Consider the following 14970-nt stretch of genomic DNA (forward strand, 5'->3'; position numbering starts at 1 on the left):
CCAAGAAGTCGACGAAGCGCTACGGTGGCCGACGTGAATACCGCCTCGGCAGCGTTCCTCGCGACCATCCCCAGCCCCGACCAGGGCGTCTGGCATATCGGGCCGGTCCCGATCCGGGCCTACGCGCTCTGCATCATCGCCGGCATCATCGTGGCGATCTGGCTGGGCGAGCGGCGCTGGGTGAACCGCGGCGGCACGAAGGGCACCGTCATCGACGTCGCCGTCTTCGCGGTGCCGTTCGGCCTGGTCGGCGGCCGGTTGTACCACGTCATCACCGACAACCAGCTGTACTTCGGCGAGGGCAAGAACCCGCTCAACGCGCTGAAGATCTGGGACGGCGGCCTCGGGATCTGGGGCGCCATCGCGCTCGGCGCCGTCGGCGCGCTGATCGCCTGCCGCCGCCGGGGCATCCCGCTGCCCGCGATGGCGGACGCGCTCGCGCCGGGGATCGTGATCGCGCAGGCGATCGGACGGCTCGGCAACTACTTCAACCAGGAGCTCTACGGCGCGCACACCGATCTGCCGTGGGGACTGGAGATCTACCAGCGCTACAACCCGACCAACCCGGACGACTTCCTGAACGGGATCGCGATCGGGCACGTCCCGCTGCCGGACAGCCCGGTGCACCCGACGTTCCTCTACGAGCTGATCTGGAACCTCGGTGTCGCGCTGCTGGTGATCTGGGCGGACAAGAAGTTCCGCCTCGGCCACGGCCGCGTGTTCGCGCTGTACGTCGCCGGGTACACCGCGGGCCGGTTCTGGATCGAGATGATGCGGACCGACACCGCGAACCACATCCTCGGCTTGCGGGTCAACGTGTGGACCTCGATCCTGCTGTTCGCCGCCGCGATCGCGTACTTCGTCCTGGCCGCCAAGCGGGGGCCGAGGGAAGCGCCGGAAACGCTGTGGAGCAAGGACGTGCCGCGGGAAGACGCCGATTCCGCCTCCGCTTCGGCCGACTCCGGTGAGTCGCACGCGGAGGTCGCCGCGGCTCCGGACACCGTCCGGGACTCCGCCGCCGACAAGGCGACCGAGGACCCGAAGCCCGACGCCGAGAAGTAGCGCCGCAAGTTCCGTGAAGGCCTCCTTCCCTACCCTCAAGGTAGGCAAGGAGGCCTTCACGGCATCAGGGGGAAACCAGGCCCCGCCCCGTCACCAAAGGCAGGTCCAGCGCCGTCAGCAGCCCCGGCGGAGCCGCGACCACCGCCGGGATCGCGTTCACCAGCCGCATCGCGGTCGCCTTCAGCCCGGCGGTGTTGTGGTCGCCATCGGTCCCGACCAGCCGCAGGTCCAGCACGTACTCGGGCTCACCGGTCACCTGGACGCGGTAACAGCCCTGCCCGGTCGGCTGCGGCCAGTCGGGCCCGAGGTCGCCGCGCAGCCGCGTGATGTGCTCCAGCACGCACACCGCGCGTCCTCCGCGCATTCCGCGCACCTCGAACCGCAGCGCCGCCGCTGTGCCCTCCTTGATGGTTCCCGAGGCGATCTCGAACGTCTCAGTCGCCGGAAGCCGCTCGTAGACCTCCTCGACGCCGTCGAGTTCGACGTCCAGCCCGGCCGCGAGCTGCCGCACGACGCTGCCCCAGGCCAGCGACAGCACGCCGGGCTGCAGCAACAGCGGCAGGTCGTCCATCTCGCGGCCGAAGCCCATGATGTCGAACAGCACCTTGCCGTTGTCGTACGTCGAATAATCGAGGATCTCCAGGCAGCGCACCTCGTCGATCCGTTCGCACACGCCGGTGAGCACCAGCGGCAGCCAGTCGTTGGCGAAGCCGGGGTCGACACCGTTGACCCACAGCGAAGCGCCGCCTTCGCGGGCCGCCTCGCGGATCGGCTCGATCATCTCCGGCGGCACGACACCTTCGGGGTACTGGAGGAACACCGGGCTGCTGGACACCACGTTGATCCCCGCGCGCAGAAAGCGTTTCAGGTCTTCGACGGCCTCCACGAGCCTGTCGTCGGCCATCGCCGTGTAGAGCACGCAGTCCGGCTTCAGCGCGATGAGCGCGTCCGCGTCGGTGGTGGCCGCGACACCGAGCGGGCGCCCGAGCCCGGCCAGTTCCCCGGCGTCCACGCCCGCCTTGGCCTCGCTCGACACCCAGACCCCGGCGAGTTCGAGATCGGGCCGCGCGGCTATCCCGGCCAGCGCGTGGCGGCCGACGTTCCCGGTACTCCACTGGACCACGCGCACGGCGCTCGCCTCCTACAGATCGGGCAGACCGAGCTCCAGGTTCGGGGCTTGCAGTCCACCGTCGACTTCGATGATCTTGCCGGTGACGTACCGGCCCGCCCCCGACGCCAGGAATACGACGGTGGCCGCGATGTCCTCGGCCTCGCCGATCCGGCGCAGGGGAGTGGCGGCCTCCATCCGGCCGCGCAGTTCGTCGTTGCCCACCACCACTTCGAGCGCGGAGGTCGCCACCGAGCCGACCGAGATCGCGTTCACCCGCACCTTCGGCGCGAGGTCGGCCGCGGCGAGCCGGGTGTAGTGCGCCAGCGCGGCCTTCGCCGTCCCGTACGCGGCGAAACCGCGCCCGGTCACGCGGCCCATCACCGACGAGATGTTGACGACCGAGCCGCCCGACTCCAGTAAGGACGGTGCCGCCGCGACGGTCAGCGCGTGCGCGGTGGAGACGTTGAAGCGAAAGGCTTCTTCGAGGAAGTCCGGGGTGGTTTCCAGCAGCGGCCGGGGATACGTGCCACCGACGTTGTTGACCACCAGGTCCAGCCGCCCGAACTCCGCCGTCGCGATACGCGCCAGCTCGCCGGCGGCGGCCGGGTCGCTCAGATCGGCGGGCACCACGTGGGCGCGCCGTCCGGTGGCGGCGACCAGGGCCGCCACGTCTTCGAGCTGGGTTTCGGTGCGCGAGGAGATCACCACGTCGGCACCGGCCTCGGCGAGCGCCACGGCGGTCGCCGCGCCGATCCCGCGTCCGGCGCCGGTGACCACGGCGACCTGGTCGGTGAGCCGGAAACGGTCCAGGATCATGGCCGGAACTGTAACACGTTCTATTTCCGGCGTCCTGGGCTCGCGCCGGGCGCCGGGAGTGACTAGGGTCGCCTCGCCGCGTCTCGTGACATCCCGGAACAGGACATATACTTAGCGGAACGAACTACTGTGACCTCATCAGGAACTGTGTCGTTCCGGGCGTCCAGATCGTTACCCATCGGCGGGCTTCGCGCCCGCCGAACTGATGCCGACGTGTTTCACAGGTGTTAAAGTCTCGCTAACGAACGGGCCATCGTCGTCCCGTGCGCATCCCCCGGCCGGCCCCGCCCGGTCGCTGAGCACAGACGACGAAGGAGGTCCCTTCATGATCTTCTCCGCCATTCCAGGCAAACAGGGTCTCTACGATCCCGAATCCGAACAGGACTCCTGCGGTGTGGCCATGGTGGCCGACGTCCGCGGGCGGCGCTCGCACGGCATCGTCACCGACGGCCTGTCCGCGCTGACGAACCTCGACCACCGCGGGGCCGCCGGAGCGGAGCCGACCAGTGGCGACGGCGCGGGCATCCTGCTGCAGCTCCCGGACGAGCTGCTGCGGGCGGAAGTCGACTTCCCCCTGCCCCCGGCGGACGCCGACGGTCACCAGACCTACGCGACCGGGATCGGTTTCCTGCCCTCGGACGTCGAGGAGCGGAACAAGGCCATCGCCCTGATCGAGCGGATCGCCACGGAAGAGGGCCTCGACGTCCTCGGCTGGCGTGAGGTACCGGTCGACGCCGACCGCGCCGACATCGGCCCGACGGCGCGTTCGGTCATGCCGCATTTCGCGATGCTGTTCGTCGCGGGCGCCGAGGCCGACGGGCGATGTCCCGCCGGCCTCGAACTGGACCGGCTGGCCTTCTGCCTCCGCAAGCGCGTCGAGAACGAGAGCGTGACCGCGGGCTGCGGCACCTACTTCCCGTCGCTGTCCTCGCGGACCATCGTCTACAAGGGAATGCTGACCCCCGAGCAGCTCCCGCTCTTCTTCGCCGACCTGACCGACACCCGGCTCACCAGCGCCATCGCGCTCGTGCACTCCCGGTTCTCCACCAACACCTTCCCGTCGTGGCCGCTGGCGCATCCGTTCCGGTTCGTCGCGCACAACGGCGAGATCAACACCATCCGGGGCAACCGCAACCGCATGCGCGCCCGTGAGGCGCTGCTCGAATCGGACCTCATCCCCGGCGACCTCACCCGCCTGTACCCGATCTGCTCGGCCGACGCGTCGGACTCCGCCTCCTTCGACGAGGTACTGGAGCTGCTGCACCTCGGCGGGCGGTCGCTGCCGCACGCGGTGCTGATGATGATCCCCGAAGCGTGGGAGAACCACACCGGGATGGACGCACAGCGTCGTGCGTTCTACCAGTTCCACGCCAGCCTCATGGAGCCGTGGGACGGCCCAGCGTGTGTCACCTTCACCGACGGCACGCTCGTCGGCGCGGTGCTGGACCGCAACGGCCTGCGGCCCGCCCGATGGTGGCGCACCGCGGACGACCGGGTCGTGCTCGCCAGTGAGGCGGGCGTCCTCGACGTCGCCCCCGCGGACGTCGTGGCCAAGGGCCGCCTCAAGCCCGGCCGCATGTTCCTGGTGGACACCGAGGCGGGCCGGATCGTTGACGACGAAGAGGTCAAGTCGGCGCTGGCCAAGGAACTCCCGTACGAGGGCTGGCTGCACGCCGGGCTCCTGCAGATCGCCGACCTGCCGGATCGCGACCACATCGTGCAGAGCCACGATTCCGTGCTGCGGCGCCAGCTTTCCTTCGGCTACACCGAAGAAGAGCTGAAGATCCTCCTCGCGCCGATGGCGGTCAAGGCGGCCGAGCCGATCGGTTCGATGGGCTCCGACACCCCGCCCGCCGTGCTGTCACAGCGTTCGCGGCTGCTCTACGACTACTTCAAGCAGAACTTCGCGCAGGTCACCAACCCGCCGCTGGACGCGATCCGCGAAGAACTCGTCACCTCGATGAGCCGGATCATGGGTCCCGAGCGCAACCTGCTCGCCCCCGGCCCGGCCTCCTGCCGCCACGTGCAGCTGCCGTATCCGGTGATCGACAACGACGAACTCGCCAAGCTGATCCACATCAACGACGACGGCGACCTTCCCGGCTTCGCGTGCAGTGTCCTTTCCGGACTGTACGAAGTGGACGGTGGTGCCGACGCGCTGGCGTCCGCGATCGAGCGGGTCCGGCGCGAGGCGTCGGAGGCGATCGCGGCGGGCGCGCGCACGCTCGTGCTGTCCGATCGCGACTCCGACCACCGCATGGCGCCGATCCCGTCGCTGCTGCTGGTGTCCGCGGTGCACCACCACCTGGTGCGCACCAAGGAGCGGCTCCGCGTCGCGCTGGTCGTCGAGACCGGCGACGCCCGCGAGGTCCACCACATCGCGCTGCTGCTCGGTTACGGCGCCGCGGCGGTGAACCCGTACCTGGCCTTCGAGACCATCGAGGACATGATCTCGACCGGTGCGGTCACCGGGATCGAGCCGGCCAAGGCGATCCGCAACTACGTCAAGGCGCTCGTGAAGGGCGTCCTGAAGATCATGTCGAAGATGGGCATCTCGACCGTCGGCGCGTACACCGCGGCGCAGGTCTTCGAATCCTTCGGCCTGGCCCAGGATCTGCTCGACGAGTACTTCACCGGGACGTCGTCGAAGCTCGGCGGGGTCGGGCTGACCGTGCTCGCCGAAGAGGTCGCCACGCGGCATCGTCGCGCGTACCCGGACAACCCGACCGATCGTGTCCACCGTGGACTCGAGACCGGCGGCGAGTACGCGTACCGCCGCGAGGGCGAGCTGCACCTGTTCACCCCCGAGACCGTCTTCCTGTTGCAGCACGCGACGAAGACCGGCCGGGAAGAGGTGTACAAGAAGTACTCCGACGAGGTGCACCGCCTGTACCGCCAGGGTGGCGCGCTGCGCGGGCTGTTCTCCTTCCGCGAGGGCGCTCGCGAGCCCGTCCCGCTGGACGAGGTCGAGCCCGTCGAGGCGATCTTCAAGCGCTTCAACACCGGCGCGATGTCCTACGGTTCGATTTCGGCCGAGGCGCACGAAACGCTCGCCATCGCGATGAACCGCATCGGCGGCCGGTCGAACACCGGCGAGGGCGGGGAAGACCCCGAGCGGCTCTACGACCCGGCGCGCCGCAGCGCGATCAAGCAGGTCGCGAGCGGCCGGTTCGGTGTCACGAGCGAATACCTCGTCAACGCCGACGACATCCAGATCAAGATGGCGCAGGGCGCGAAGCCGGGCGAGGGCGGGCAGCTCCCGCCCAACAAGGTGTACCCGTGGATCGCGCGCACGCGGCACTCGACGCCGGGCGTCGGGCTCATCTCGCCGCCACCGCACCACGACATCTACTCGATCGAGGATCTCGCCCAGCTGATCCACGACCTCAAGAACGCCAACGAGAACGCCCGCATCCACGTGAAGCTGGTGTCCTCGCTCGGCGTCGGCACGGTCGCGGCCGGGGTGTCCAAGGCACACGCCGACGTCGTGCTGATCTCCGGCCACGACGGCGGCACCGGCGCCTCCCCGATGAACTCGCTCAAGCACGCGGGCACGCCGTGGGAGATCGGTCTCGCCGAGACCCAGCAGACGTTGCTGCTCAACGGTTTGCGCGACCGGATCACCGTGCAGGTCGACGGCGCGATGAAAACCGGCAAGGACGTCGTCATCGCCGCGCTGCTCGGCGCGGAGGAGTACGGCTTCGCGACGGCGCCGCTCATCGTCGAAGGCTGCGTCATGATGCGCGTCTGCCACCTCGACACCTGCCCGGTGGGCGTCGCGACCCAGAGCCCGGATCTGCGCAAGCGGTACACGGGCCAGGCCGACCACGTCGTGAACTACTTCCGGTTCGTCGCCGAAGAGGTCCGGGAAACGTTGGCGGCACTCGGTTTCCGCACCCTCGACGAAGCCGTCGGGCACGCCGAGATGCTGAACACCGACGAGGCGGTCGAGCACTGGAAGGCCTCCGGTCTCGACCTCGCGCCGATCTTCGAGATGCCCGCCGAGACCCCGTACGGCGGGGCGAAACGGCGCACGCGGGCGCAGGACCACGGCTTGGAGCACGCGCTCGACCGGACGCTGATCCAGCTCGCCGAGGCGGCGCTGGAGGACGCGCATCCGGTGCGGCTGGAACTGCCGGTGCGGAACGTGAACCGGACCGTCGGCACGCTGCTCGGTTCCGAGATCACCCGTCGCTACGGCGGTGAGGGGCTGCCCGAGGACACGATCCACGTGCTGCTGACCGGTTCCGCCGGGCAGTCGCTCGGGGCGTTCCTGCCGCGCGGCATCACACTCGACATGGTCGGCGACGCGAACGACTACGTCGGCAAGGGCCTTTCGGGCGGGCGGATCATCGTGCGCCCGCATCCGGACGCGAAATTCGCCGCGGAGGGCCAGACCATCGCCGGGAACACGCTGGCCTACGGCGCCACCGGCGGCGAGATGTTCCTGCGTGGCCAGGTCGGCGAACGGTTCTGCGTGCGGAACTCCGGTGCGGTGGTGGTCGCCGAGGGCGTCGGCGACCACGCCTTCGAGTACATGACCGGCGGACAGGCCGTGGTGCTCGGCCCGACCGGGCGCAACCTCGCGGCGGGGATGTCCGGCGGCGAGGCCTACGTGCTCGACCTCGATCGAAGCAAGGTCAACGAGGAGATGGTGAACCTCCAGACGCCGTCGTCCGAGGACCTCGCCTGGCTCAAGAAGACCGTGCAGAAGCACTACGACCTCACACGTTCGGCCGTGGCCGCGTCGCTGCTCGGCGACTGGCCGCGTCGCTCGGCGGCGTTCACCAAGGTGATGCCCCGCGACTACCAGCGTGTCCTTGACGCGGCGAAGGCGGCGCGTGCCGCCGGCCGCGACGTCGACGAAGCGATCATGGAGGCCGCTCGTGGCTGATCCGACGGGTTTCCTGAAGTACGAACGTGAAGAGCCGAAGAAGAAGTCCAAAGAGGACCGTCTCGCCACCTGGGGAGAGGTCTATGCCGACGTGGAACCCGGCGAGCGCAACGAACAGGTGCGCAAGCAGGCTTCGCGATGCATGGACTGCGGCATCCCGTTCTGTCATTCCGGTGGTTCCGGCTGCCCGCTGGGCAACCTGATCCCGGAGTGGAACGACCTGGTGCGCCGCGGTGACTGGGCCGCGGCGAGCGACCGGCTGCACGCGACCAACAACTTCCCCGAGTTCACCGGGAAGCTGTGCCCCGCGCCGTGCGAGGCGGGCTGTGTGCTGTCGATCTCGCCGCTGTCCGGCGGTCCGGTGTCGATCAAGCGGGTCGAGCAGACGATCGCCGACCAGTCGTGGGAAGCGGGCTACGTGCAGCCGCAGGTCTCGGCGGTTTCGTCGGGGCAGCGGGTCGCGGTCGTCGGCTCCGGCCCGGCCGGGCTCGCCGCCGCGCAGCAGCTGACCCGCGCCGGCCACGAGGTGACCGTCTTCGAACGGGACGACCGGCTCGGCGGCCTGCTGCGGTACGGCATCCCCGAGTTCAAGATGGAGAAGAAGGTCCTCGACCGGCGGCTCGCGCAGCTCCGCAAGGAGGGCACGAAGTTCGTCACCGGCTGCGAGGTCGGCGTCGACCTGACCGTCGAGGAACTGCGGGCGGAGTACGACGCGGTGGTCCTCGCCGTGGGCGCGCTGCGCGGCCGCGACGACAAGACCACACCCGGCCGTGAGCTCGCCGGGATCCACCTGGCGATGGAACATCTGGTCCCGGCCAACAAGTACGTCGAGGGCGACGGCCCGTCGCCGATCGACGCGGCGGGCAAGCACGTCGTCATCATCGGCGGCGGCGACACCGGGGCCGACTCCTACGGCACCGCGACCCGGCAGGGCGCGCTTTCGGTGACCCAGCTGGACCAGTACCCGACGCCACCGTCCACAAGGGACGATGAACGCTCGCCGTGGCCGACCTGGCCGTACATCCTGCGCACCTACCCGGCGCACGAGGAGGCGGGCGAGCGCAAGTTCGCCGTCGCGGTCACCCGGTTCATCGGTGACGACGAGGGCAACGTGCGCGCCGTGGAGCTCCGTCAGGTCCGCGTGGTCAAGGACCCCGAGACCGGCAAGCGCATGGTGACCCCGGTCAACGACGAGATCGAGGAACTGCCCGCCGACCTCGTGCTGCTCGCGATCGGGTTCGAGGGTGTCGAGCACATGCCGCTGCTGGACGGGCTCGGCCTTTCGCTGACCCAGCGCGGCACGCTCTCGTGCGGCGCGGACTGGCAGACCTCCGCGCCCGGCGTGTTCGTCTGCGGCGACGCGCACCGCGGTGCCTCGCTGGTGGTGTGGGCGATCGCCGAAGGACGTTCGGTGGCGAGCGCCGTCGACGCGTACCTCACCGGCGCTTCGGACCTGCCCGCTCCGGTGCACCCGACGGCGTTGCCGCTCGCGGTGGTCTGAGCCCGGTGCGCGCCGACAGCGTGGTCGGCGCGTTCCTTCCTGCCCAAGGTGGAGGGCGGGGATCAACCTCCGGGCCGACGCGGTAGGGCGGCCGGTCACGCCACGCTTTCCGCATGAGAAAAACGTTGGCGATACTGGCTTTCCTGCCACTGGCGGTAGCCGTCCCGGCGACCGCCGATGCGGCTCCGGCGCTACGGTGGACGTCTCCCTGCCCGGACTACGGCATGACACCCTCACCGACCGAGGGCCTCGAATGCGCGAAACTCCAGGTGCCGCTGGACTACGCCGATCCGGGCGGCCGGACCATCGAACTCACCGTCTCCCGTAAGGCGAGCAAATCGCCGAAGCGGCGCGGCGTGCTGCTCATGAACCCAGGCGGCCCGGGGAGCCCAGGCCTGGCGATGCCCGCGCAACTCGCGCAGCGACAGGGACAGTCCGGCCTGCTCGACAGCTACGACGTCATCGGGTTCGACCCCCGTGGGACGGTTTACAGCACGCCGGTGACCTGTGACCTGAGCGAGGAACAGCAGTTCATCCTCGTCGGCCCGTACGCGGAGGGCCCGCGCGACGTCGCCGAGAAGGCGGCGAAGTCCCGCGTGGTGGCGAAGCAATGCGCCGAGTCGAAGACCGCGGATCTCCTGCCGCATATGACCACCGCCAACACAGCCCGCGACATGGACCGGATCCGCGCGGCGTTGGGGGAACGGAAGATCTCGTACTACGGCGTCTCGTACGGGAGCTACCTGGGCGCGGCGTACTCCTCACTGTTCCCGGCGCGCACGGACCGGATCGTGCTGGACAGCCTGCTCGGCCCCGACGGGCTCGACATCCGGGCCCATCAGCGTTTCGCGGACGGCTTCGACGACCGCTTCGGCGACTTCACGGCTTGGGCGGCGGCGCGCGACGACGTCTACCACCTCGGGCGGACACAGGCCGAGGTGACGGCGAAGTTCCTCGAGCTGGCCGAAAAGCGCCCGGGAATTCGAATCGACACCTGGGGCGCGCTGTACGACGATGCGAACTTCCCCGGTCTCGCCGAGCGGTGGGCCGCTCCGCCGGCGAAGGCCCAAGGCGGGCCGCTCGACGGCGACAATCACGCCTCGCTCCAGCTGCAGGTGCTGTGCAACGACTCCGACTGGCCGGAAAGCGTTCGCTACTACCAAAAAGCGGTCGAGCGGGCCCGCGTGACGCATCCGATGTTCGGCCCCGCGGCCGCGAACATCACGCCCTGCGCGTTCTGGCCGGTCGAACGCCGCGAACCACCCGTGCGGATCCACGACCGCGGGCCGTCGAACATCCTGCTGGTGCAGAACCTCCGTGACCCGGCGACGCCGCTGTCCGGTGCGCGGGAGCTGCGTTCGGCGTTGGGCGGACGGGCGAAGTTCGTCACCGTGGACGCCGGTGGGCACGGGGTCTTCACCAAGGAGAACGCCTGCGGCAACGACTTCGTGGTCCGGTACCTGCGGGACGGCGTCCTCCCGGCCGCCGACGCGCATTGCCGCTAGACCGAACGGCCCATACGCCACCCCGGATGCGGCCGAACGGCCGCTTGTACGCCCGGTAGCAGGACAAATACTTTCGAAATGTCGTGCAAGTCATACGGCAATTCACCGGTGGCGAAAGGTGGTACGCCATGAAGAGGACGGCTTCCCGGACGGGGATACTGGCGGCGCTCGTGGGGCTGGCGGTGACGGCGCTGACGGCCGTCGCGAATCCCGCCCACGCCGGGCCGGTCCAGCATCAGACGGCGATCGACGCGCAGGCGGTCGCGGCCTACTGGACCCCGGAGCGGATGCGGTCGGCGGTGCCGATCGAACAGCTGGTCCAGGCGCCCGCCTTCACACCGAAGGACGTCGCGAAGGGCACGAGCACGATCATCCAGAGCATCCCCAACGGCGGGGGCGCGTGGACCGGCGCGGGCAAGGTCGTGCAGACCGCGGGCCGGGTGTTCTTCACCATGGGCGGGCGGAACGCGTCGTGCTCCGGTGACGCGGTCACCAGCACCAACGGCAGTGTCGTGATCACCGCCGGGCACTGTGTGAAGTACCAGGGCGCCTGGCACACCAACTGGACCTTCGCTCCCGGCTACAACAACGGCAACACGCCCTATGGCACCTGGGCCGCGAAGAGCACGCTGACCACTCCGCAGTGGGAAGCGAGCGAGGACATGAACTACGACATCGGCGCGGCCGTGGTGAACCCGCTCAACGGGCAGAAGCTGACCGACGTCGTCGGCGCGCAGGGGATCGCGTTCAACCAGGCGCGCAACCAGTCGATGTACACGTTCGGGTATCCGGCGGCGGCGCCGTACGACGGCACGAAGCTGATCTACTGCAGCGGGAGCACGTTCACCGACTTCCTGCTCACCAAGGACCACGGGATGAACTGCAACATGACCGGTGGTTCGAGCGGCGGCCCGTGGTTCCTCAACTTCAGCGAGGCGACCGGTGCGGGCATCCAGGCCTCGGTGAACAGCTTCGGCTACAACTTCCTGCCCGGCTACATGTTCGGTCCGTACTTCGGCACCGACGCGCAGAACCTCTACAACAAGGCCCAGGCCGCCTGATCCCTTCCGCCGCCCGTCCACTTTCTGGGACTTTCGTCCCGGTGGGCGGGCGGCTTTCGGCGCGGCATATCCTGGTGCCCGTGAACTGGACAGTGGACGTTCCCGTCGACACGCTCCCCGAACTGCCACCCCTGCCGCCCGAGCTGCGTGACCGGCTCGACGACGCGCTTTCCCGGCCCGCCGCGCAGCAGCCCGAGTGGCCGGACGCCGAGCTGACGAAGCGCGTACGCGGCGTGCTGGAGAGCGTGCCGCCGATCACCGTCCCCGCCGAGATCGACCGGCTTTCGGACCGGCTCGCCATGGTCGCCCGCGGTGAGGCGTTCCTGCTGCAGGGCGGCGACTGCGCGGAGACGTTCGAGTCGAACACCGAGCCGCATATCCGCGCCAACCTGCGCACCCTGCTGCAGATGGCCGTCGTCCTCACCTACGGCGCGAGCCTGCCGGTGGTGAAGGTCGGCCGGATCGCCGGCCAGTACGCGAAGCCGCGTTCGGCGTCCACCGACGCGCTCGGCCTGCCGGTGTACCGCGGCGACATCATCAACTCGCTCGTCGCCAAGCCCGAACTGCGGGTGCCCGACCCCGGCCGGATGATCCGCGCCTACGCGAACGCGGGCGCCGCGATGAACCTCGTCCGCGCGCTCACCGGCGCCGGTATGGCGGATCTGCACCAGGTGCACGACTGGAACAAGGACTTCGTGAAGTCCTCGCCCGCCAGCGAGCGCTACGAGGCGCTGGCCTCGGAAATCGACCGCGGCCTGCGGTTCATGTCGGCCTGCGGCGTCACCGACACCTCGCTCCAGTCCACCGAGATCTTCGCCAGCCACGAGGCGCTGCTGCTGGACTACGAGCGCTCCATGCTGCGGATGGACCGCGCGGACGCGGCGAACCCCAAGCTGTACAACCTGTCCTCGCACTTCCTGTGGGTGGGTGAGCGGACGCGGCAGCTCGACGGCGCGCACATCGCCTTCGCCGAACTGCTGGCCAACCCGATCGGTCTCAAGATCGGCCCGACGACCACGCCCGAGCAGGCCGTCGAGTACGTCCGGCGGCTCGACCCGCGCAACGAGCCCGGCCGCCTGACGCTGATCGCCCGGATGGGCAACGGCAAGGTGCGCGAGGTGCTGCCCGCGATCGTCGAGAAGGTCGAGGCGTCCGGGCACAAGGTCATCTGGCAGTGCGACCCGATGCACGGCAACACGCACGAGGCTTCGACCGGCTACAAGACCCGGCACTTCGACCGGATCGTGGACGAGGTGCAGGGCTTCTTCGAGGTGCACCGCAAACTCGGCACCTACCCCGGCGGCATCCACGTCGAGCTGACCGGCGAGGACGTCACCGAATGCCTCGGCGGCGCGCAGGAGATCTCGGATCTGGACCTTTCGGGCCGGTACGAGACCGCGTGCGACCCGCGCCTGAACACGCAGCAGTCGCTGGAGCTGGCGTTCCTGGTCGCGGAGATGCTGCGCGGCTGACCTGCCCTGGATGTCATGAAAGGGCCGTTCAGGACAAAAAATGTCCTGAACGGCCCTTTCATGACACTTGGCGCTACAGCTAGGCGGTGTCCAGCAGGCGCGAAGCGGACTTGAGCACGCCGTCCCGCAGCGAGCCCACGTCCGAGACCGCCGCCCCGTTCGCCTGCAGTCCGATGTGGACCGAGTCGCGATAGGTCGCCACCGCGATCCCGAGCGCCTGCCGCGGCGCCAGCGGCACGAACGGGTACACGCCCGAAACCTTCGTCCCGTCCAGGGTGAGCCGGTTGGGCGGCACCGGCACCGTGGTCACCACGAGGTCGAACAGCAGCGGCGCGGCCAGCCCGGCGGCCTTCGAACCGAGCCGGTGCAGCATCGGCGGCATCCGGTCGGCGAGCAGCGGGAAGGCGCCCGCGCCCCGCGCCGGGCCCGCGGCCTTGTTCCGGCTCATCTCGCGCTGGACGGCCAGCAGCCGCTCGACCGGATCGTCGAGGCCGACCGGCAGCTCGCAGAGGTACCCGGACAGCTTGTTCCCGCCGAGCTGCTCGGCGGACCGCCCGCGCACGCTGACCGGGATGAGCGCCCGCAGCGTCCGGTCGTCGGCGCGCTGGCCGCGGTTGATCATCCATTCGCGCAGCGCGCCGCTGAGGATCGCCAGCACGACGTCGTTCGCGGTCCCGCCGTGGGCCCGGCGGATCCGCCGGATCTCGGCGGTGTCCAGCCGGACGAGGCCGAGCCGTCGTTCGGTCGACGGCGGAGCGCTGATCGGGGACAGCGGCGAACGCGTCGCGCGCACCACCGACGACGCGATCCCGGCCTGGGCCAACGTCGAGCCGACCGCTTCCTTGACCGCGTCCACAGGGGACCGTGGCGGGGGCGGCACGGACCCGCTGGGTGGACGCCTCGGCGCACGCGGCAGATCGTCGAGCAGGCCGACGGCGACGGCGTACGCACCCGCTCCGTCGGTCAGCGCGTGGTGCAGTTTCAGCAGCAACGCGAACTCGCCGTCCGGCAGGCCGGTGACGAGATGCAAGTCCCACAACGGTTTTCCGGTGTCGAGCGGCCGTCCCATCCATCGTGACGCGTAGGCGGAGAGCGGGTCCGGTTCGTACAGGGAACTCAGGTGGTGATGTGAAATATGTTCACTGGCAACGAAATCCGGGTCTTCGGCCCAGATCGCGGCGCCGGGCGGGAACAGCGCGGTGCGGGGACGCTGACGCAGCTTGGGGAGCCGCGCCGCCCGCTCGGCGAGCAGCGTGGTCAGCTCGCGCGCGTGCACCTGCCCGTGCGGACGGAAGGTGACCACCGCCCCCATGTGCATGGGCGTCGTTTCGCTTTCCAGGCAAAGGAAAGCGACATCGAGTGCGCTCAGCTGCAGGCCTGACATCAGTGACCTTTCTCCGGGAACCGGCGGGCGATGGGCACAACTGCACCAGCCTGACATGACGGGCGGGTGGTCGTCATGTTTCCTCGGCGCTAACTACCGTGGGGTTCACTCGAACGATGGGATCACGTTCGGACATGGACCACGGCTCTGCGACAGATGGTGGA

Annotated in this window: 9 protein-coding genes; 6 read left to right on the top strand and 3 right to left on the bottom strand. The window is 69.5% G+C overall.

The features are described from left to right. The first annotated feature begins 24 nt into the window (after positions 1-24). On the top strand, positions 25-1062 hold the full coding sequence (gene lgt / locus AB8M46_RS39425; protein ID WP_199755067.1) for a prolipoprotein diacylglyceryl transferase: 1038 nt from the start codon (positions 25-27) through the stop codon (positions 1060-1062). Between the two features lie 64 nt (positions 1063-1126). Here the strand turns inward: lgt and AB8M46_RS39430 are convergent, their stop codons facing one another. Next, a complete protein-coding gene (locus AB8M46_RS39430) occupies positions 1127-2191 on the bottom strand; it encodes a diacylglycerol kinase (protein WP_394363455.1) in 1065 nt (354 codons plus the stop codon). Between the two features lie 12 nt (positions 2192-2203). After that, positions 2204-2989: an SDR family oxidoreductase gene (locus tag AB8M46_RS39435; protein WP_360121542.1), complete on the bottom strand. Its 786-nt coding sequence runs from the start codon at positions 2987-2989 to the stop codon at positions 2204-2206. A 325-nt stretch (positions 2990-3314) separates the two neighbouring features. On the opposite strand from AB8M46_RS39435, the gene gltB reads away from it, so the two are divergent. From gltB to AB8M46_RS39460, 5 genes are all read left to right on the top strand, one after another. Beyond that, the gene (gltB, locus tag AB8M46_RS39440; RefSeq protein WP_394363456.1) at positions 3315-7883 is read left to right on the top strand and encodes a glutamate synthase large subunit; all 4569 of its coding nucleotides are present in this window, start codon (positions 3315-3317) and stop codon (positions 7881-7883) included. Continuing rightward, positions 7876-9384 carry a glutamate synthase subunit beta gene (locus AB8M46_RS39445; RefSeq protein ID WP_378424150.1) on the top strand — a complete coding sequence of 503 codons (1509 nt, stop codon included), beginning with the start codon at positions 7876-7878 and terminating at the stop codon, positions 9382-9384. The genes gltB and AB8M46_RS39445 overlap by 8 nt, the downstream gene beginning before the upstream one ends. 113 nt (positions 9385-9497) lie before the next feature. Beyond that, complete coding sequence (locus tag AB8M46_RS39450; RefSeq protein ID WP_394363457.1) at positions 9498-10889, top strand: alpha/beta hydrolase; 1392 nt, start codon at positions 9498-9500, stop codon at positions 10887-10889. Between the two features lie 128 nt (positions 10890-11017). After that, positions 11018-11950 (top strand): peptidase, encoded by a 933-nt coding sequence (locus AB8M46_RS39455; RefSeq protein ID WP_360086705.1) that lies wholly within the window; start codon positions 11018-11020, stop codon positions 11948-11950. Positions 11951-12030: 80 nt separating this feature from the next. After that, on the top strand, positions 12031-13422 hold the full coding sequence (locus tag AB8M46_RS39460) for a class II 3-deoxy-7-phosphoheptulonate synthase (RefSeq protein WP_037345701.1): 1392 nt from the start codon (positions 12031-12033) through the stop codon (positions 13420-13422). 79 nt (positions 13423-13501) lie between these two features. On the opposite strand, the gene AB8M46_RS39465 is transcribed toward AB8M46_RS39460, so the two are convergent. Beyond that, positions 13502-14806 carry a wax ester/triacylglycerol synthase family O-acyltransferase gene (locus tag AB8M46_RS39465; RefSeq protein WP_394363458.1) on the bottom strand — a complete coding sequence of 435 codons (1305 nt, stop codon included), beginning with the start codon at positions 14804-14806 and terminating at the stop codon, positions 13502-13504. Between the last annotated feature and the right edge of the window lie 164 nt (positions 14807-14970).

This window comes from Amycolatopsis sp. SB7-3 (assembly GCF_041021335.1).
Classification (GTDB): Bacteria; Actinomycetota; Actinomycetes; order Mycobacteriales; family Pseudonocardiaceae; genus Amycolatopsis; species Amycolatopsis japonica.

What these genes read in the sequence shown, in the direction of transcription:
- AB8M46_RS39455 (WP_360086705.1), top strand. Translation starts at nt 11,018, where the DNA reads ATGAAGAGGACGGCTTCCCGGACGGGGATACTGGCGGCGCTCGTGGGG.
- gltB (WP_394363456.1), top strand. Translation starts at nt 3,315, where the DNA reads ATGATCTTCTCCGCCATTCCAGGCAAACAGGGTCTCTACGATCCCGAA.
- AB8M46_RS39465 (WP_394363458.1), bottom strand. Translation starts at nt 14,806, where the DNA reads ATGTCAGGCCTGCAGCTGAGCGCACTCGATGTCGCTTTCCTTTGCCTG.
- AB8M46_RS39450 (WP_394363457.1), top strand. Translation starts at nt 9,498, where the DNA reads ATGAGAAAAACGTTGGCGATACTGGCTTTCCTGCCACTGGCGGTAGCC.
- AB8M46_RS39435 (WP_360121542.1), bottom strand. Translation starts at nt 2,989, where the DNA reads ATGATCCTGGACCGTTTCCGGCTCACCGACCAGGTCGCCGTGGTCACC.